The following is a 14,672-nucleotide window of genomic DNA, read 5'->3' as shown; positions in this document are numbered from 1 at the left end:
GAGCTATGAATCAAAATAATGATTATTTGTCACCAGACAATTCACCCCAAAAGCTTCAAACCACAGGTGTAAAACGAGTGAATAATATACCACTCATGATTGCAATTGGTATTCTAACTCTTTTTGTGGTGCTCATCGCATTGGTTGCCAATAAACGAGCTAATGCGCAAAACCAGCCACCAGAAATAGTGAAGGTTAAAAACTCAAAGAAAAATACCATGAGCCTTGCCAATGACGTGGTAGGAAACCATAAATCAGCAGTAATTCCGCCCCAGAGTGTCGCGATAGCTGACAGTGAAAAAACCCCTTTGCTCATTCCTGAACAACTTCCACGTAAAGAAGATACTCTGACACAAGATGTATCTGAAGCTGAAATCGAGCGCATTCGTCAGGAAAAAACTCAAGAATTTGAGGAGGCAGTCAAAGCTAAGACATCCGTAATGGTCGATAACCTACGATTGAATAATCGCGACACAACCAAAACGTCCATGAATAGCAATGAGATGGCATTAAACATCGACCCCTCATTAGCGTTTAAAGAGCAGCTTGCATTATTACAAGGAAGGCAAGCCAAACCCATGCCACAAACTTTAGGTGGTGAAGAAAATGAAATGCGCTGGCATTTAAATTCAACACTTCAGAGCCCAAACAGCAGATACGAATTAAGAGCTGGTAGTGTAATTCCAGGGGTAATGATTAGTGGCATTTCCTCAGAATTACCAGGCCAAATCATAGCTCAGGTCTCACAAAACGTATATGACACCGCTACCGGAAAATATCTTTTAATACCTCAAGGTACCAAGATATTGGGGCTTTATTCCAGTGATGTCCCTTTTGGTCAGAACTCTGTATTAGTCGCATGGCAACGTCTGGTTTTTCCAGATAGTAAGGCCCTGGATATTGGCTCTATGCCTGGCGCTGATAGTGCTGGATATGCCGGATTTCGTGATCAGGTAGATCATCATTATGGACGAATTTATGGTTCAGCACTTTTAATGTCAGGCATTATTGCTGGGATTACTTATAGCCAAAATACCAATCAATCAAACCAATTCGGTTATGCCCAGCCCACAGCGGGCAGCGTCATGAGTCAGGCTTTGGGGCAACAATTGGGCGAAGTCACTTCGCAACTGGTTTCGAAAAACCTAAATGTGTCTCCCACCATCAATGTTCGCCCAGGTTATCGTTTCAATATCATCGTGGTGAAGGACTTAACGTTTAACCAGCCCTATAGGCAATTTGTTTATTAATGAAGGAGAGCATTATGAAATTTAAATCCATGATTATTTATTGCTTTGTTTTGCCGGCATTTGCAAATGCCCCTGTATTTGACGTTGCGAATTGGATTCAAAATGGAAAAATGATTGCAACGCAACTTAGCGAGTACAAAACGCAGGTCGATCAATACAAGAATCAGATGGACCAATATCAAAATATGTTAGACAACACCAAGTCACTGACTTCGTTTGAATGGGATAATGCCAACTCAGTTATTAATAATTTGCTTGAATCGACTGATACCATTGATTATTACAAGCAGGAAGCTGGCAGCCTCCAAGGGTACCTTGACCGATTCCAAAGTCAGGAATACTACCAAAAGACCCCGTGTTTTAATGGCACAGGTCAGTGTTCTGCTGAAGAACTTAGAAAAATCAAACAAAGCAGATTAGCGGCTTCTGTTGCTGAAAAGCGATCCAATGACGCCATGCTTAAAGGGATTGATAAACAACAACAGAGCTTAAAAAATGATTCTGCAAAGCTGCGTACTTTGCAATCTCAGGCACAAAGTGCTGCAGGCCAAAAACAGGCTCTTCAAGCCGCTTCTCAATTAGCCAGTAATCAATCCCATCAATTGCTTCAAATCAGAGGCGTGTTATTAGCGCAGCAGAATGCTCAGGCAGTCAAAGATGCAGCGAGTGCCAACAAGGAAGCGATACAGACTGCAGGAGATGAGCATTTCAGATCAGGCGCATACCATAAAAGTTCAGGAAAAAAGTGGTAATCCATCATAAAAAGGAGAGGAAAATGAAGATCTTATATTTATCAATTATGGTCGTTGCTTGTGTTTTATCAGGTTGCGACAGTGCTGAATCCAAGGCTCAGAAAAAAGCTGAGCACTTAGCAACACTCACCTGTAGCAGCCCAAGAGAGGGTCGAACTCAAGAAGAACTGCAGGCTATTGGTGATGCGTGTTTTCGAGGGGGTAGTTACTCCAAAAGCTCTGGCAAGAAGTGGTAATGCCATGAATAAAAAACTAATCCCCTATGTAATTGCGTTTGGTTTATTTGGGTTTTCTGCTTGCTGCCATGCTAAAGGGCATGGCATGGATAGTCGTGATTTACTGGATAATATTTTACAGCGTTTTGCTAGCACATCCGCACTATGGAGCAAAACTATGTTGAGTTACGCCAGATATCTTTTTTGGTCCTTAGCCTCAATTAGTATGGTGTGGACATACGGCTTGATGGCATTGCGTAAAGCAGACATTCAAGAATTCTTGAGCGAAACGGTACGATTTTTTGTGGTTGTCGGTTTTTTCTATTGGATTTTAGACAATGGACCCGCAATTGCAAAAGCAATCATAGACTCCATGCGACAACTTGCAGCAAAGGCTTCTGGAATTAATGAGCATGTCTCTCCTTCTGATATTGTGGATGTTGGGTTTGATATTGTTTCAAAAGCTATAGACAGTTCATCCATCTGGTCACCTGCAGCAACTACAGTTGGTTTGCTCGTTGCAGGGGTCATTCTGATTATTCTAGCTTTAGTAAGTATTAACATGTTGATTATCTTAATCACCGCCTGGATATTAACCTATGGTGGCATTGTTTTATTAGGGTTTGGTGGTGGCCGTTGGACGCAGGATATTGCGATTAACTACTACAAAACCGTATTGGGTATCGCATTGCAAGCTTTTGCCATGATTTTGATTATTGGTATCGGTAAATCTTTTGTAGATCAATATTACGCAGCGATGTCTGAAAACATTATGCTTAAAGAAATGTTTGTCATGCTGGTTGTTGCCGTACTGTTATTAGTTCTTATTGACAAAATTCCGCCTGCTTTAGCTGGCATTGTGTCAGGAGGTGGTTCTGGTGGTGGCGGTGGACTCGGTCTTGGTGGAGCTATGGGAGCTGCAGGAATTGCAGGTGCTGCCATGGCAGGTGCAGCAGGCGCCGCACTTGCCCAAAGTGGTGGTGGATTATCCGCGCTTAATGCCGCGTTTAAAGCAGCCAGTCAATCAACCAACTCTGGTGAAACAAGTACACTGCCTGGAATGGATAAAGGTTCCAAAACTGGTGGTTTAGCCGAAGCAATGGGAACTGCTGCCAAATTTGCAGGTTCATTTGGATCACATTTAGCCTCAGGCACTATGGATGTTGCTCGTGAGAAAGCGAATTCGATTAAAGAATCAATTGCTGAGAAAATCGCTGATACAACGGGTGGAAAAATTGCCGAAGCAATTCAAAGCAAGGCGAATTCATCCACTTCTGAATCGCAAGAATCCAATGCCCAAAATATTTTATCTATGGGTGCCCCTGAGGGTAGTTTTAGTTCAGGATTTGAGGCATCAGATGAGGTGAGTCAATTTGTGAACCAAAAGGCATCAGGAGAAAGCCAATGAGCCAAAACAAGCCTAATAAAGCCATTGGTCCTCAAGTCAGAGAAAAAAATCACGGCAAGATAAATAAAACCTTAGTCTTGTTAGTGATTTGTTCTTTCTTAATCAGCATGCAAATTGGAACTCAGTTTTTCGCGCATCAATTTCACTATGCTGATGCCCTTGGAGGGGAATTCGCACCTATTTATATGCCTTGGCAGATTTTTATCTGGGCTATTAAATATCAATCCTATTATCCTGATTCTTTTAATGCTGCCTTTGGTCTTATCGTTATGATGGGTTGTCTCTTTTTAATGATGATCGTGTTGGCTTCCAAATATTTTAAAAACAACAATGTGAGTGACTACCTCCATGGTTCAGCCAGGTGGGCTAATTGGGAGGACTTAAACAATGCAAGCCTCATTGGACATGATGAAGGAGTTTATGTTGGCGCGTTTAAAGATGACAAAGGAGCAATTCATTATCTACGCCATAATGGGCCTGAGCATGTTTTAACTTATGCACCAACGCGCTCAGGCAAAGGTGTTGGCCTTGTGATTCCAACCCTTCTATCGTGGAAACATTCTTGCGTCATCACTGATTTAAAAGGCGAGCTCTGGGCAATGACGGCTGGATGGCGACAGAAACATGCTGCTAACAAGGTCATTCGATTTGAGCCTGCCACGTTAAAAGGAAGCGCTCGCTGGAACCCTCTGGATGAAATAAGAGTAGGTACGGAATCAGAGGTGGGTGACGTACAAAATTTAGCAACGCTGGTGGTTGATCCCGATGGTAAGGGTTTGGAAACCCACTGGCAGAAAACCTCCCAAGCCCTTTTGGTTGGTTTTATTCTACATGCGATTTATAAATTGAAAACCCAGGGAGAACCAGCCACATTTCCCAACATTGACCGCATGCTGGTTGATCCCAATATTAATATTGCTGACCTGCTCATTGAAATGACCCAATACCCGCATGTTGAGGGAAAAACCCATCCTGTTATATCAGCCTCTGCTCGTGACATGATTGATAGGCCCGAAGAAGAAGCAGGTTCTGTGTTATCTACATTAAAATCTTATCTGGCGCTATATCGTGATCCAGTGGTTGCGTATAACGTCTCTACCTCAGATTTTTGCATCCGCGATTTAATGAACCATGAAAATCCTGTGAGCCTTTATATCGTTACTCAACCTAATGACAAGGCAAGGCTTCAACCTCTGATTAGAGTCATGATTAATATGATAGTGAGGTTATTGGCCGACAGAATGGAGTTTGAGCGTGTGTCCGATGACAAAGGATTATCATATGTGAGTGCTAAAAAAACGTATAAACATCGACTGCTTTGCATGATTGATGAATTTCCAAGTCTTGGAAAACTCGACATACTGCAAGAGTCATTGGCTTTTGTTGCCGGCTATGGTTTAAAGTTTTACTTAATTTGTCAGGACATTAATCAGCTTAAAAGCCGTGAACGAGGCTATGGCCCTGATGAAACCATCACTTCAAATTGTCATATCCAAAATGCTTATCCACCTAACAGAATTGAAACCGCAGAACATCTTTCCAAGCTAACAGGCCAAACAACTATTGTTAAAGAACACATCACCACCAGTGGAAAACGCTTTTCTACGTTCTTAAATCAAATATCAAAAACCGTTCAGGAAATATCGAGACCGCTCTTAACTGTTGATGAGTGTCTGCGTATGCCAGGACCTAAAAAAGATGCTAATGGCCTGATTGTTGAAGCTGGGGATATGGTCGTATATGCAGCGGGTTTCCCTGCTATTTATGGTAAACAACCTCTTTACTTTAAAGATCCGATCTTTATGGCAAGAGCATCAGTTGAGGCTCCTGTCCACTCAGATATTTTACGTACTCGTTTAAGTGAGGATGAGGTCATCAGATTATGAAAAAACTGTCAGCCATCATCTCTACTTTATTGATAAGCCTTATTGTTGTAAGCGCACTATTTCATGCCATGGGTTTTAGAATAAACCTGACTGAATCCATTCCTATAGGCTTGTATCGCATCACCAGCGAAGCCCCTATCAAAAATACTTATGTGATTTTTTGTCCTGATAACAGAGAGTCATTTAGATTAGCGAGGGATAGAGGTTATATAGACCATGGTCTTTACTGTGATGGATATGGTTACTTAATGAAAAAAGTGGTGGCTGTTTCTGGCGATATCCTCTCTGTGACCAACAGAGGGGTATTTGTTAATCACATACTAACCCCCTATTCAAAACCAAAACTACAGGATGGGATGAAGCGCAACTTACCTCAATGGCAAGTAATGAATTACCAACTCCAAGAAGATGAAGTTATGACTATGACCAGTCAAAGCGAATGGTCATTTGATGGTCGATATTATGGTCTTGTTCACACAAGACAAATCAAAGGAATGATCACACCCATATGGGTAATTAATAAACGGGAGAAAACTACATGAATCATGAAACCGAGATAATGGATGTGATTTCAGAAAAATACGAGGATTTAGTAATCCCTGGCTTTCTTGTCGAAGTTAGTCCGATTGAAGCTGATTTCATGGGCGCATTTTTTGAAGATGCACTAAATGAAGAAGATGCGATGGAGGCCATGTATGACTAAAATGCCCTACCATCAAGTTGTTGCCAATCAAATTATTGAAAGCCTGAAAGCAGGAACCGCTCCCTGGTTGAAACCATGGGAGCCAGGGATAGGCAATGGCCAAGTTCCATATAATCCGATCACAGGAAAGCGTTATAGAGGGATTAATGCATTGTATTTAATGCTGAACCAAAATGATGACAACCGTTGGTTAACCTATAAACAAGCACAAAGTATGGATGCGCAAGTTCGCAAAGGAGAAAAAGGCACCACAATCCAATATTGGAAATTTCATGAAGAACAAACCAAACACGATGATGCTGGTAAACCTGTGCTTGATGAGCATGGTAATCCATTAAAAGTACAGGTGAATCTTGAACGACCCAAGGTATTTTATGCAACGGTATTTCATGCTTCGCAAATTGATAATATGCCAGAACTCATTGCAAAAGAGCCAGATTGGTCCTTAATTGAAAGAGCAGAAAAACTGCTATATAACTCAGGTGCTAACATTGAGCATTCTGAAGCAGACAGAGCTTTTTACAGGTTATCGACTGATAGCATTCATCTTCCACCAAAGGAGCAATTTAAATCCGCAGCGAACTACTATGCTACTGCCCTGCATGAACTAGGGCATTGGAGCGGTCATCCCTCAAGACTGGATAGAGATTTAGGCCATCCTTATGGTTCAGATGCCTATGCAAAAGAAGAATTAAGAGCAGAAATTGCAAGCATGCTTTTAGGTGCCGAGCTGGGTATAGGCCATGACCCCTCGCAACACACTGCTTATATCAAATCATGGATTCGTGTTTTGGAAGATGAACCATTAGAAATATTCAGAGCTTCCGCAGATGCAGAGAAAATAGTGAATCACTTGTGTGCTTTAGAGCAAACCCAAAATCTTCAACTGTCAGAATTTATTGAAATCAAGGTTGATAAACTAAAAGAGGAAGTCTATATGGCGACTGACAACACCACTTATGAAAAGATCTGGCTAAGCATCCCCTTCAAACAAAAAGAGATTGCCAAATCCACAATAGGAAAACTACCTGATGGAACACCAGGTATCTCTTGGGATAAAGTGCAAAAATGTTGGTATGCAAAGCCTGGTGTTGCTTTTGAGAAAATCAAAGCCTGGCTTCCTGAACATCAAGTACAACCTCAAGAAAAAGCGCTTATACCTGAGGATGAATTTAAAGCAGCATTGATAAGCCTCGGTGCTATCGTTTCAGGTGAGCATCCAATTATGGATGGGAAACCCCATCGCATTTCCACGGATGGTGATAAAAATGGTGAGAAGGCAGGATTTTATGTAGCCCATTTAGACGGTATCCCAGCGGGATATATTAAAAACAACCGGACAGGCACTGAGCTTAGCTGGAAATGTAAGGGCTACATTTTAACTGATGAACAGAAGGCGACGCTTAAAGCAGAAGCGCTGGAACATCAACAAACTCGCCAACGTGAGCTTGAAGCAAAACAAAAAAGTACTGCATTAAAACTCCAGCAAAAATTATCCATGATGACGGAAGTTGTGGAACCCACACCTTATATGCAGGCTAAGGGTATTCAGAATCATTACGGAGTATATACCGATAGTGAGAAACGACTAACCTGCATCCCTGCAACAGATTGCGAAGGAACTCTTTGGACTATTCAGTATATTGCTGAAGATGGAACCAAGCGTTTTGCGAAAGACTCAAAAAAAGAGGAATGTTTTCATGTATTGGGTGGTTTAGAAAAACTAGCAGAAACACCTGTTATTTTGATTACGGAGGGTTACGCTACTGCAGCAACAATAAAAGATGCAACCAAATTACCAGCTGTCGTCTCCGCCTTTGATTCCGGTAACCTCAAGCCAGTCGCTAAAGCTTTACGTGATAAATTTCCTAATACACCAATTATTGTGGCTGCAGATGATGACAAACATCTTGAGTTAACAAAGGGCATCAATCCTGGAAAGGAAAAAGGTAGTGAAGCGGCAAATTCAGTTAATGGTTTCATGATTATACCGACTTTTGCTCCAGGCGAGCAGTTATCAAACCCTCGACAGTTTAGCGATTTTAATGATCTGGCTAACAACAGTCAGCTTGGAATCGCGGGAGTGAAACGGCAGTTAAAATCAAAAATTGATAGTGTTGCTAAGAAAAACAGTCGCTTGCAATTAACGCAAAAGTCGAATGTGGTTCGTATCGCCTAGATTCAATTGAATATGGCAGCAATTGACGGGGTCAAATGCTGCCAATATCTAAACCTCCTTTTTATCTTGTAATTTCTAAATTTCTCAATGTATACTTCCACCAGGTTTGTCGACATCCCTGGTTATAAGTGGCCAAAAAACGATTTTCAAAAACGTAATCTGTTTTGTAGTTAATCTTTATTAACTGTGGGCAGTTTTCCTTAAACACTTATGAAAACAAAATTAAGCCCAGCGTATTTAATAAGGAATCTACAAATGTCTATTGCAAAACTATGCGCAGATCAACTTCGTGCTATTTCCAATAATTATGGTGTTAAACTAAAATCAAGCCATGCTCATGAGCTCGTTGCTGCATTTTTTGGGTATAAATCAAAGGCAGCCTTGTTATCAGATACCCTCGCATCCATAGAGAATATTGGGCAAGCAAAAATTTTTGTTCTCATTCCATCCGATTTTATAGAAGAACGTCGGAAATGCCTTGTGGATTTACCATCTGACCTACCAGACACCTACAGATTAGGCGAGGAAATCTTTACTTTCCTGGCAGCTCAAAAAATGCTTGTAGCTAATTCGTTTCCATCATGGGTACATCTTTCTAAAGCAATCACCAAAGAATATTTGCAAAAGAATGGCCATTTAATATTGCCAAGAAATTTTGGTCCTTTTGAAAAGGCAGGCAATATTTTTAACAAACCTCTATATGACTTTAATCCTGATATAGAAACTACAAATAATGACGTAAAAATAACGGTATCTAACAGATACTACGGTTCAAGCCATGTAAATTTTCAACCTATCGATGTTGTCCTAACAATCAAACTGAAGCGTATTGCTGGCCATTTTGGTTATGCAAAACCAGAAATCTCCTTAATTTGATATTTCTAGTCACCAGCTCTTTAAATTAGGAAACATAATGAAATCTTTAAAAATAAAACTTCCTTTTGGCTTAAATGAAAATAATATCATCGTTCACATTTCTAATGTTGATAGTGGTAAGAATTGCAATTGTATTTGTCCATCTTGCCACTCTCCCCTGATCGCAGCAAAAGGCATTAAAAATCAGCACCACTTCAAACATGCAACTACCATTGAATGTGAAGGAGGATTGGAAAGCGCCATCCATATGGCTGCTAAGCAGATTATAAAAGAACGAAAACAAATAAAGCTCCCTGAATATATCATCACAAAAGAAGTCTTCGACTCGAAAGGAAAAATACACCCCAAACGCAAAACCATTGTCGAGAAAGGAAAAATTATTACCTTTGACTCAGTGGGAGAAGAACAAGAGATAAGTGAAATGCGAGCCGATATATTGGCAATAACACGCAACCATAAGCTCATTATAGAAATTTTTTATCGACACAAAGTAGACGATCTAAAAATTGAAAAAATTAAGGTAGCTAATATATCTACCATTGAAATTGACCTATCTGATCTTACCCCGGACGACGTGAAGGATTGGGAAGCTTTTTGGTCATGCATCAATGATCCTAATCGAGTTCAATGGCTACATAACGCCAGAGCAGCTAGTGAAAGTATAGAACTTGAAAAACAACTGAGAAAAAAGCTTCAGGGAATTGAAAAAGAATATGAGAAGGAAGAAATTAAGAGATTGAAACAGGAGCAAGAAGCAAAACCAACACTTGAAAAGGCTCTGGAGGAATTAAAGATACTTCGTACTAAGAAATATGGAGTGCAGCATGAACAAGAAACAGAAAAGCATCCTGCAGGGGTCTTTTACAGTAAATATCTTCAGCTTTCTGCTGGCGAATTGCCAAATTTCCTGAATGTAGATGTCTCTGACGGTGATTGGATTTTCGGTTGCCATAAAAGTATATGGCAAACCGCTTTTTATTATAATTTTTTCATTCTGAATGAGAACAAAAAAAATTATTTCTCCATTAAGCAGGTAGATGATTGGCTTCAAAATGCAGCCAGGTGTAAAGTCCCTCCTTGTGCTCAGGTTGTAGGGAAATACGGAAGACGCTTTCCTCAGCTTATTCCCACCGATATTTCAAGAAATATGCCCTCATCATGGAAAACCCTGAGGGAATATTGTAATCATCTCGACAAATTAGGAATGCTTATATATTCGGGTAATGATCGCCGCCATAAAGGAAGTTGCTGGTTTCAAATTTTCAGCAAAGATCTCAATTCCTATAACCCTTACTCTTCTTCTTTAATCGATAAGTTTTCCGTCGCACATGGTTATCAAGTTTGAATCCTTGCCGCTCCAGGTGATCATGTGCATCATCCTGCAATAACACTTGACTTCTTCTGGTGAACTGAACCAGATCGCATTGGGACAAGTTTCGCAAGCCGTTGTGATCTTTGGCTGGCGAGCCTTGTCCAAGGCTGAAAGAGTCGGGCTTCGTGGGCCAAATTCCAGTGGTTGTTCCAATAGCTTCATGGCTTCTTGCAGTTCCTCTTCGATAGTATTGCCAGTTTGATCTTGATTGTTCATGAGATTTCTCCTGTTCAAAATTTAGTTTTTGACGTTGATTTTCCAAATCCAAATCAGCAAAAGTGATTGGCATTTGATATTGAATGACGATTTGCAAAATAATCTTTTTAAATAGTGGAGACCCGTTCACACAAATACAGCCGCCATAACGCTGCCTAGCCATCTCCAATGCTCTTTTAAGTGCAGAAATAGACCCACCTTTAGAAATGATAATTTCTTTTCCATTGTCTCTAATAACACTGTTATCTTTTTTATAAATCTCAGTGCCTTCTTTAGTAACAGAATCGATTTGTCCAAAATTTAAAGTAGTAAAAACTGAGTCTGCACCTGAAATGGTGTAATCATGCTTATTTTTACGATTACGATAACGCATTGCCACTAAGGCATCCTGGTCGCCACTTTGTGCTTTTTGTTTCAGCCAATCAGCCCAGGTTTTGTTTTGGTAGGAATCTAATAACCGGCTACGTTCTTTGACGTAATTTTTCCTTATGTTATCAATTTCATTAAGCAGCGTTTTGTTGATGTAACTATATAGGAACTTTTTCTGTACTTTAGAAAGGTTCATAAATTTCAAAGCTGCTCGTTTAATTCGACCTCGCTTTTTAGCCTTTTCAATAAGTTTGGCTCTGGCCTCTCGCAAATTTTTAAGTTGGTATGAGATAAAGTGTTTATTATGTGATTTTTCGTGCTTATATTTGTCATACAGAGCGGAACCAAGTACTTTTTTATTTAATGGTTCATAACGGTAAACATTGGGTGCAGGTGCATCACCCTCTGAGTAGGATGGTACGAAGGAACCTAGCTTGGATTCGAGATTTTTTTTAGAAAAGCTTCTGGAAATTGAACTAGCTTTAACAGTCATCCCTTGCTCATTGCAGAAAACAAAACCATTGGCTTTAGCACGTATCTTCAACCCATGTTCTGCCAAAATACTATGAATCTCCTTCCAGCTTGTAGCTGCCTCTATTTTTTCTTTACAATGACGCTTCATCCAATTAATCAAGCTTTCAATACCTGAATGGCGCTCCATATCATCTGCAAGATTTTCCGAACGGTTTTTCCGAGTTTGATGATTGGTTATTTGAAGACCTAATTCAATTTCGAGCATGGATGCAACCTCAGCAAAGGTCTTATAAGCCCTGTAAGGTTCAATCATATTAAAGGTTTGAGGATGAATTTTATTAATCGCAACATGAATATGAAGATTGTCTGTGTCATGATGAACAACTGAAATTCTTTGGTGTTCTTTAAATCCAATAGACAATGCCACCCTTTCTTCAATTTCCTGTAAAACTTGAGGGGAAGGGTTTTCTCCTGGAGCGAAAGAAATAAGCATATGATAGGTTTTATCCCCAGTGGCTCTTTGATTTTTAGCTTGTGTTGCTAATACTTCCTGAACAGCCCAAATGGGATCGAGGCTATTACAGTTTAATAATCTGACTTCACCCACTCGCTCCTGTTTGTTTTGTTGATTACACAGGTATTGAACAAGACCCGAAAAACTACTAAGTCTAGTTTTCTTCATAGGGATATGGCGAATAATCATAGTTTTTTCACCACTTCCAACATTGCATCCTGGGTGGTTTGAATACGATTTAATAATGCTTTTACTGTTTGGAGGTCAAAATGCGCAACGCGTTTATCCTGAGTCAACCATAGTTTTAATAGTCCCCCAAGCCGTCCTAAATCCCCATTAATTTTGGCTAGCTGCAGTATATGATCTTTATCAACACTACTTTGAATTTGATAACCAAGACTTATCCGTCTTAAGTATTCGGCAATTGAAAGACCGGCAGTGGCTGCATTCGATTTGATTTGAATTTCTTCAGAAGGCAAAACAGGTACGCGAAGATGACGACCATTTTTTCTGGTAGGTGTTTTAAGTTTCTCGTCCATAAGGATGCCGACCTCTTAATAAAGTGGTTATGCAATCCTTTGGGTATTGATTTGATCTCAAAACACCGGTTTTTCGTTGAGCACCGAAGGTGCGAATAAGACTTGTGAGGTTTGGTAGCCAGCTTGCTGGTTAGCTAACTTCACCTATCTTGCCCTGCGTTTTAAGTTCATCTAGTAGCATACTATCAGGTAATTTTATGTAATTTCAAGGCTATTTGTTTTAAAACCAAATTAATTTCTAATAATTACTAATTATTACGATAAATTACATATTTATAGGTTTAAGAAGATGTTTAATTACGCCAAAAGGAAAGAAAATAACTTAACTCATTGCACAGCAACAAAATAGTTTGTACTATCAGAAAGAGAACAATAATAAGTTGATGGTATAAGATGGGAAACTCCCTTAGCGAACGAATCGCAGCAAAGCAAATGGTAAAAAAAACCTCTGCTAAATCTGTAAATAAAGCCGCATTTCTTGCTTTAAAAAATGATATCGCTTCAGCGTTAGCTGACGGCTGGTCTATAAAGCTTGTCTGGGAAACATTAGTTGAGGAAGGCAAAATCTCATTTTCATATAAAACTTTTTGTGGCTATGTAGCACGTTTGATTGCTGCAGAAACAAAGCCATCTATGCAGGAAAACACCAAGGATGATGAAAAGGCTAAAAATAAGGCAAAAACCGAAATTCGCGGCTTTACTTTTAATCCAAAACCCAACTTGGAGGAACTCTTGTAATGGCAAAAATACATATCACACTGCAGGGAAAAGGCGGTGTCGGCAAATCATTTATTTCAGCAACAACTGCACAATATAAACAACACAAAGGCCACACCCCGCTATGCATTGACACCGACCCCATCAATTCAACCTTTCATGGCTTTAAAGCCCTCAGCGTGGATCATATTCAAGTCATGAGTGGTGATGAAATTAACCCCCGTCTTTTTGATGCCCTCATCGAAAAAATTGCCGCAACAACTAATGATGTCGTCATTGACAACGGCGCCAGTTCTTTCGTACCGCTATCTCATTACCTCATCAGCAACCAAGTTCCCGCATTGTTAAAGGAATTAGGTCATGAAATGGTGATTCATACGGTCATCACCGGTGGCCAAGCCCTATTCGATACCATTAATGGTTTTGCACAGCTAATTGACCAGTTTGCAAATGAAGCACAATTTGTTGTCTGGCTTAATCCCTATTGGGGAGCTATAGAGCATGAAGGAAAAGCATTTGAACAACTGAAAGCCTACCGAGATAATAAAGACAGAATATCAGCCTTAATTCAAATCCCCGACCTGAAGAAAGAAACCTACGGCCGAGATTTAACTGAAATGCTTCAACAAAAGCTGACCTTCGATGAAGTCCTGGGGACGCCAGAGAAAAGCATTATGACCCGTCAACGTTTAAAAATCGTTCGCGATCAACTTTTTGGACAGCTGGATAGCGCCAGGGTGATCTAATGTCAGAGAAACTTGATAAAATCGTTCAAGACATCACTGTCAAACATGGTGTACTTTTGGGTAAAGATGATCCAATCCTCATGCTTCAAACTATGAATGAACAACTGGTTGAGGAAAATCGAAAAGCCCAACAGGATTTACTGCTGCAGTTCCGAGAGGAAATGGAAGGCATTTCCTCACAATGGAAAGATGATGCCAAGGAAAAAGCTGAAAAAGTTCTCAATGCAGCATTAGTTAGTAGTAAAGAAGCTATAACCAGATTGCTGCATGAATCTACTAAAGAATCGGTTCAAGCTATGCAGAAATTGATCTCTGATTCATTGATTGAGGCTCACTCCTTCACACAAAAGACATATAAATTCAGTCGATTTGCATTGGTATCTTCGGCCACATTGTTTACTGCTTCTTGTATGATTCTTATATTGTTTTGTAAATGAGCTTCTTCTGTTATTAAGC

15 protein-coding genes are annotated in these 14,672 nt (G+C 40.0%); 13 read left to right on the top strand and 2 right to left on the bottom strand.

The features are described from left to right. Nucleotides 1-5: 5 nt before the first annotated feature. The 10 genes from FOLKNPGA_RS02890 to FOLKNPGA_RS02845 all read left to right on the top strand — a co-directional run bounded on the left by FOLKNPGA_RS02890 (nucleotide 6) and on the right by FOLKNPGA_RS02845 (nucleotide 10,614). Complete coding sequence (locus tag FOLKNPGA_RS02890) at nucleotides 6-1,250, top strand: TrbI/VirB10 family protein (protein WP_182351673.1); 1,245 nt, start codon at nucleotides 6-8, stop codon at nucleotides 1,248-1,250. Nucleotides 1,251-1,264: 14 nt separating this feature from the next. Continuing rightward, nucleotides 1,265-2,002 (top strand): P-type conjugative transfer protein TrbJ, encoded by a 738-nt coding sequence (trbJ, locus tag FOLKNPGA_RS02885; protein ID WP_182351672.1) that lies wholly within the window; start codon nucleotides 1,265-1,267, stop codon nucleotides 2,000-2,002. Between the two features lie 23 nt (nucleotides 2,003-2,025). After that, nucleotides 2,026-2,238, top strand: a complete 213-nt coding sequence (locus tag FOLKNPGA_RS02880; protein WP_182351671.1) for a hypothetical protein — start codon at nucleotides 2,026-2,028, stop codon at nucleotides 2,236-2,238. A 4-nt stretch (nucleotides 2,239-2,242) separates the two neighbouring features. Further along, nucleotides 2,243-3,625 carry a P-type conjugative transfer protein TrbL gene (gene trbL, locus FOLKNPGA_RS02875; protein WP_182351670.1) on the top strand — a complete coding sequence of 461 codons (1,383 nt, stop codon included), beginning with the start codon at nucleotides 2,243-2,245 and terminating at the stop codon, nucleotides 3,623-3,625. Continuing rightward, complete coding sequence (locus FOLKNPGA_RS02870; protein WP_182351669.1) at nucleotides 3,622-5,511, top strand: type IV secretory system conjugative DNA transfer family protein; 1,890 nt, start codon at nucleotides 3,622-3,624, stop codon at nucleotides 5,509-5,511. The genes trbL and FOLKNPGA_RS02870 overlap by 4 nt, the downstream gene beginning before the upstream one ends. Beyond that, nucleotides 5,508-6,053, top strand: a complete 546-nt coding sequence (traF, locus tag FOLKNPGA_RS02865; RefSeq protein WP_182351668.1) for a conjugative transfer signal peptidase TraF — start codon at nucleotides 5,508-5,510, stop codon at nucleotides 6,051-6,053. Before FOLKNPGA_RS02870 ends, traF begins: the two co-directional genes overlap by 4 nt. Further along, the gene (locus FOLKNPGA_RS02860) at nucleotides 6,050-6,214 is read left to right on the top strand and encodes a hypothetical protein (RefSeq protein ID WP_182351667.1); all 165 of its coding nucleotides are present in this window, start codon (nucleotides 6,050-6,052) and stop codon (nucleotides 6,212-6,214) included. Before traF ends, FOLKNPGA_RS02860 begins: the two co-directional genes overlap by 4 nt. Beyond that, nucleotides 6,207-8,393 (top strand): zincin-like metallopeptidase domain-containing protein, encoded by a 2,187-nt coding sequence (locus FOLKNPGA_RS02855; RefSeq protein WP_182351666.1) that lies wholly within the window; start codon nucleotides 6,207-6,209, stop codon nucleotides 8,391-8,393. Before FOLKNPGA_RS02860 ends, FOLKNPGA_RS02855 begins: the two co-directional genes overlap by 8 nt. Before the next feature lie 255 nt (nucleotides 8,394-8,648). Further along, entirely contained in the window at nucleotides 8,649-9,269 is a 621-nt protein-coding gene (locus FOLKNPGA_RS02850) for a hypothetical protein (protein ID WP_182351665.1), read from the top strand. Nucleotides 9,270-9,306: 37 nt separating this feature from the next. Further along, nucleotides 9,307-10,614 carry a competence protein CoiA family protein gene (locus tag FOLKNPGA_RS02845; RefSeq protein WP_182351664.1) on the top strand — a complete coding sequence of 436 codons (1,308 nt, stop codon included), beginning with the start codon at nucleotides 9,307-9,309 and terminating at the stop codon, nucleotides 10,612-10,614. Here FOLKNPGA_RS02845 and traI read toward each other — a convergent pair. Both traI and traJ read right to left on the bottom strand, forming a co-directional pair. Continuing rightward, nucleotides 10,544-12,403, bottom strand: coding sequence for a TraI/MobA(P) family conjugative relaxase (gene traI / locus FOLKNPGA_RS02840; RefSeq protein ID WP_182351663.1), 1,860 nt, complete (start codon nucleotides 12,401-12,403; stop codon nucleotides 10,544-10,546). The genes FOLKNPGA_RS02845 and traI overlap by 71 nt on opposite strands. Further along, nucleotides 12,400-12,753 carry a conjugal transfer transcriptional regulator TraJ gene (gene traJ, locus FOLKNPGA_RS02835; protein WP_182351662.1) on the bottom strand — a complete coding sequence of 118 codons (354 nt, stop codon included), beginning with the start codon at nucleotides 12,751-12,753 and terminating at the stop codon, nucleotides 12,400-12,402. The genes traI and traJ overlap by 4 nt, the downstream gene beginning before the upstream one ends. A 393-nt stretch (nucleotides 12,754-13,146) precedes the next feature. Between traJ and FOLKNPGA_RS02830 the strand changes: the two genes are divergently transcribed. Genes FOLKNPGA_RS02830 through FOLKNPGA_RS02820 form a run of 3 tightly spaced genes read left to right on the top strand, consistent with a single transcriptional unit; the run spans nucleotide 13,147 to nucleotide 14,653 of the window. After that, nucleotides 13,147-13,491 carry a TraK family protein gene (locus FOLKNPGA_RS02830; protein ID WP_182351661.1) on the top strand — a complete coding sequence of 115 codons (345 nt, stop codon included), beginning with the start codon at nucleotides 13,147-13,149 and terminating at the stop codon, nucleotides 13,489-13,491. Continuing rightward, entirely contained in the window at nucleotides 13,491-14,216 is a 726-nt protein-coding gene (locus FOLKNPGA_RS02825) for an ArsA-related P-loop ATPase (protein WP_182351660.1), read from the top strand. Before FOLKNPGA_RS02830 ends, FOLKNPGA_RS02825 begins: the two co-directional genes overlap by 1 nt. Beyond that, the gene (locus FOLKNPGA_RS02820) at nucleotides 14,216-14,653 is read left to right on the top strand and encodes a conjugal transfer protein TraM (RefSeq protein WP_182351659.1); all 438 of its coding nucleotides are present in this window, start codon (nucleotides 14,216-14,218) and stop codon (nucleotides 14,651-14,653) included. Before FOLKNPGA_RS02825 ends, FOLKNPGA_RS02820 begins: the two co-directional genes overlap by 1 nt. The last annotated feature ends 19 nt before the right edge of the window (nucleotides 14,654-14,672 follow it).

Source organism: Legionella sp. PC1000 (genome assembly GCF_014109805.1).
In the GTDB taxonomy this organism is placed as follows: Bacteria; Pseudomonadota; Gammaproteobacteria; order Legionellales; family Legionellaceae; genus Legionella; species Legionella resiliens.
This window is presented reverse-complemented; position numbering and strand designations above follow the sequence as displayed.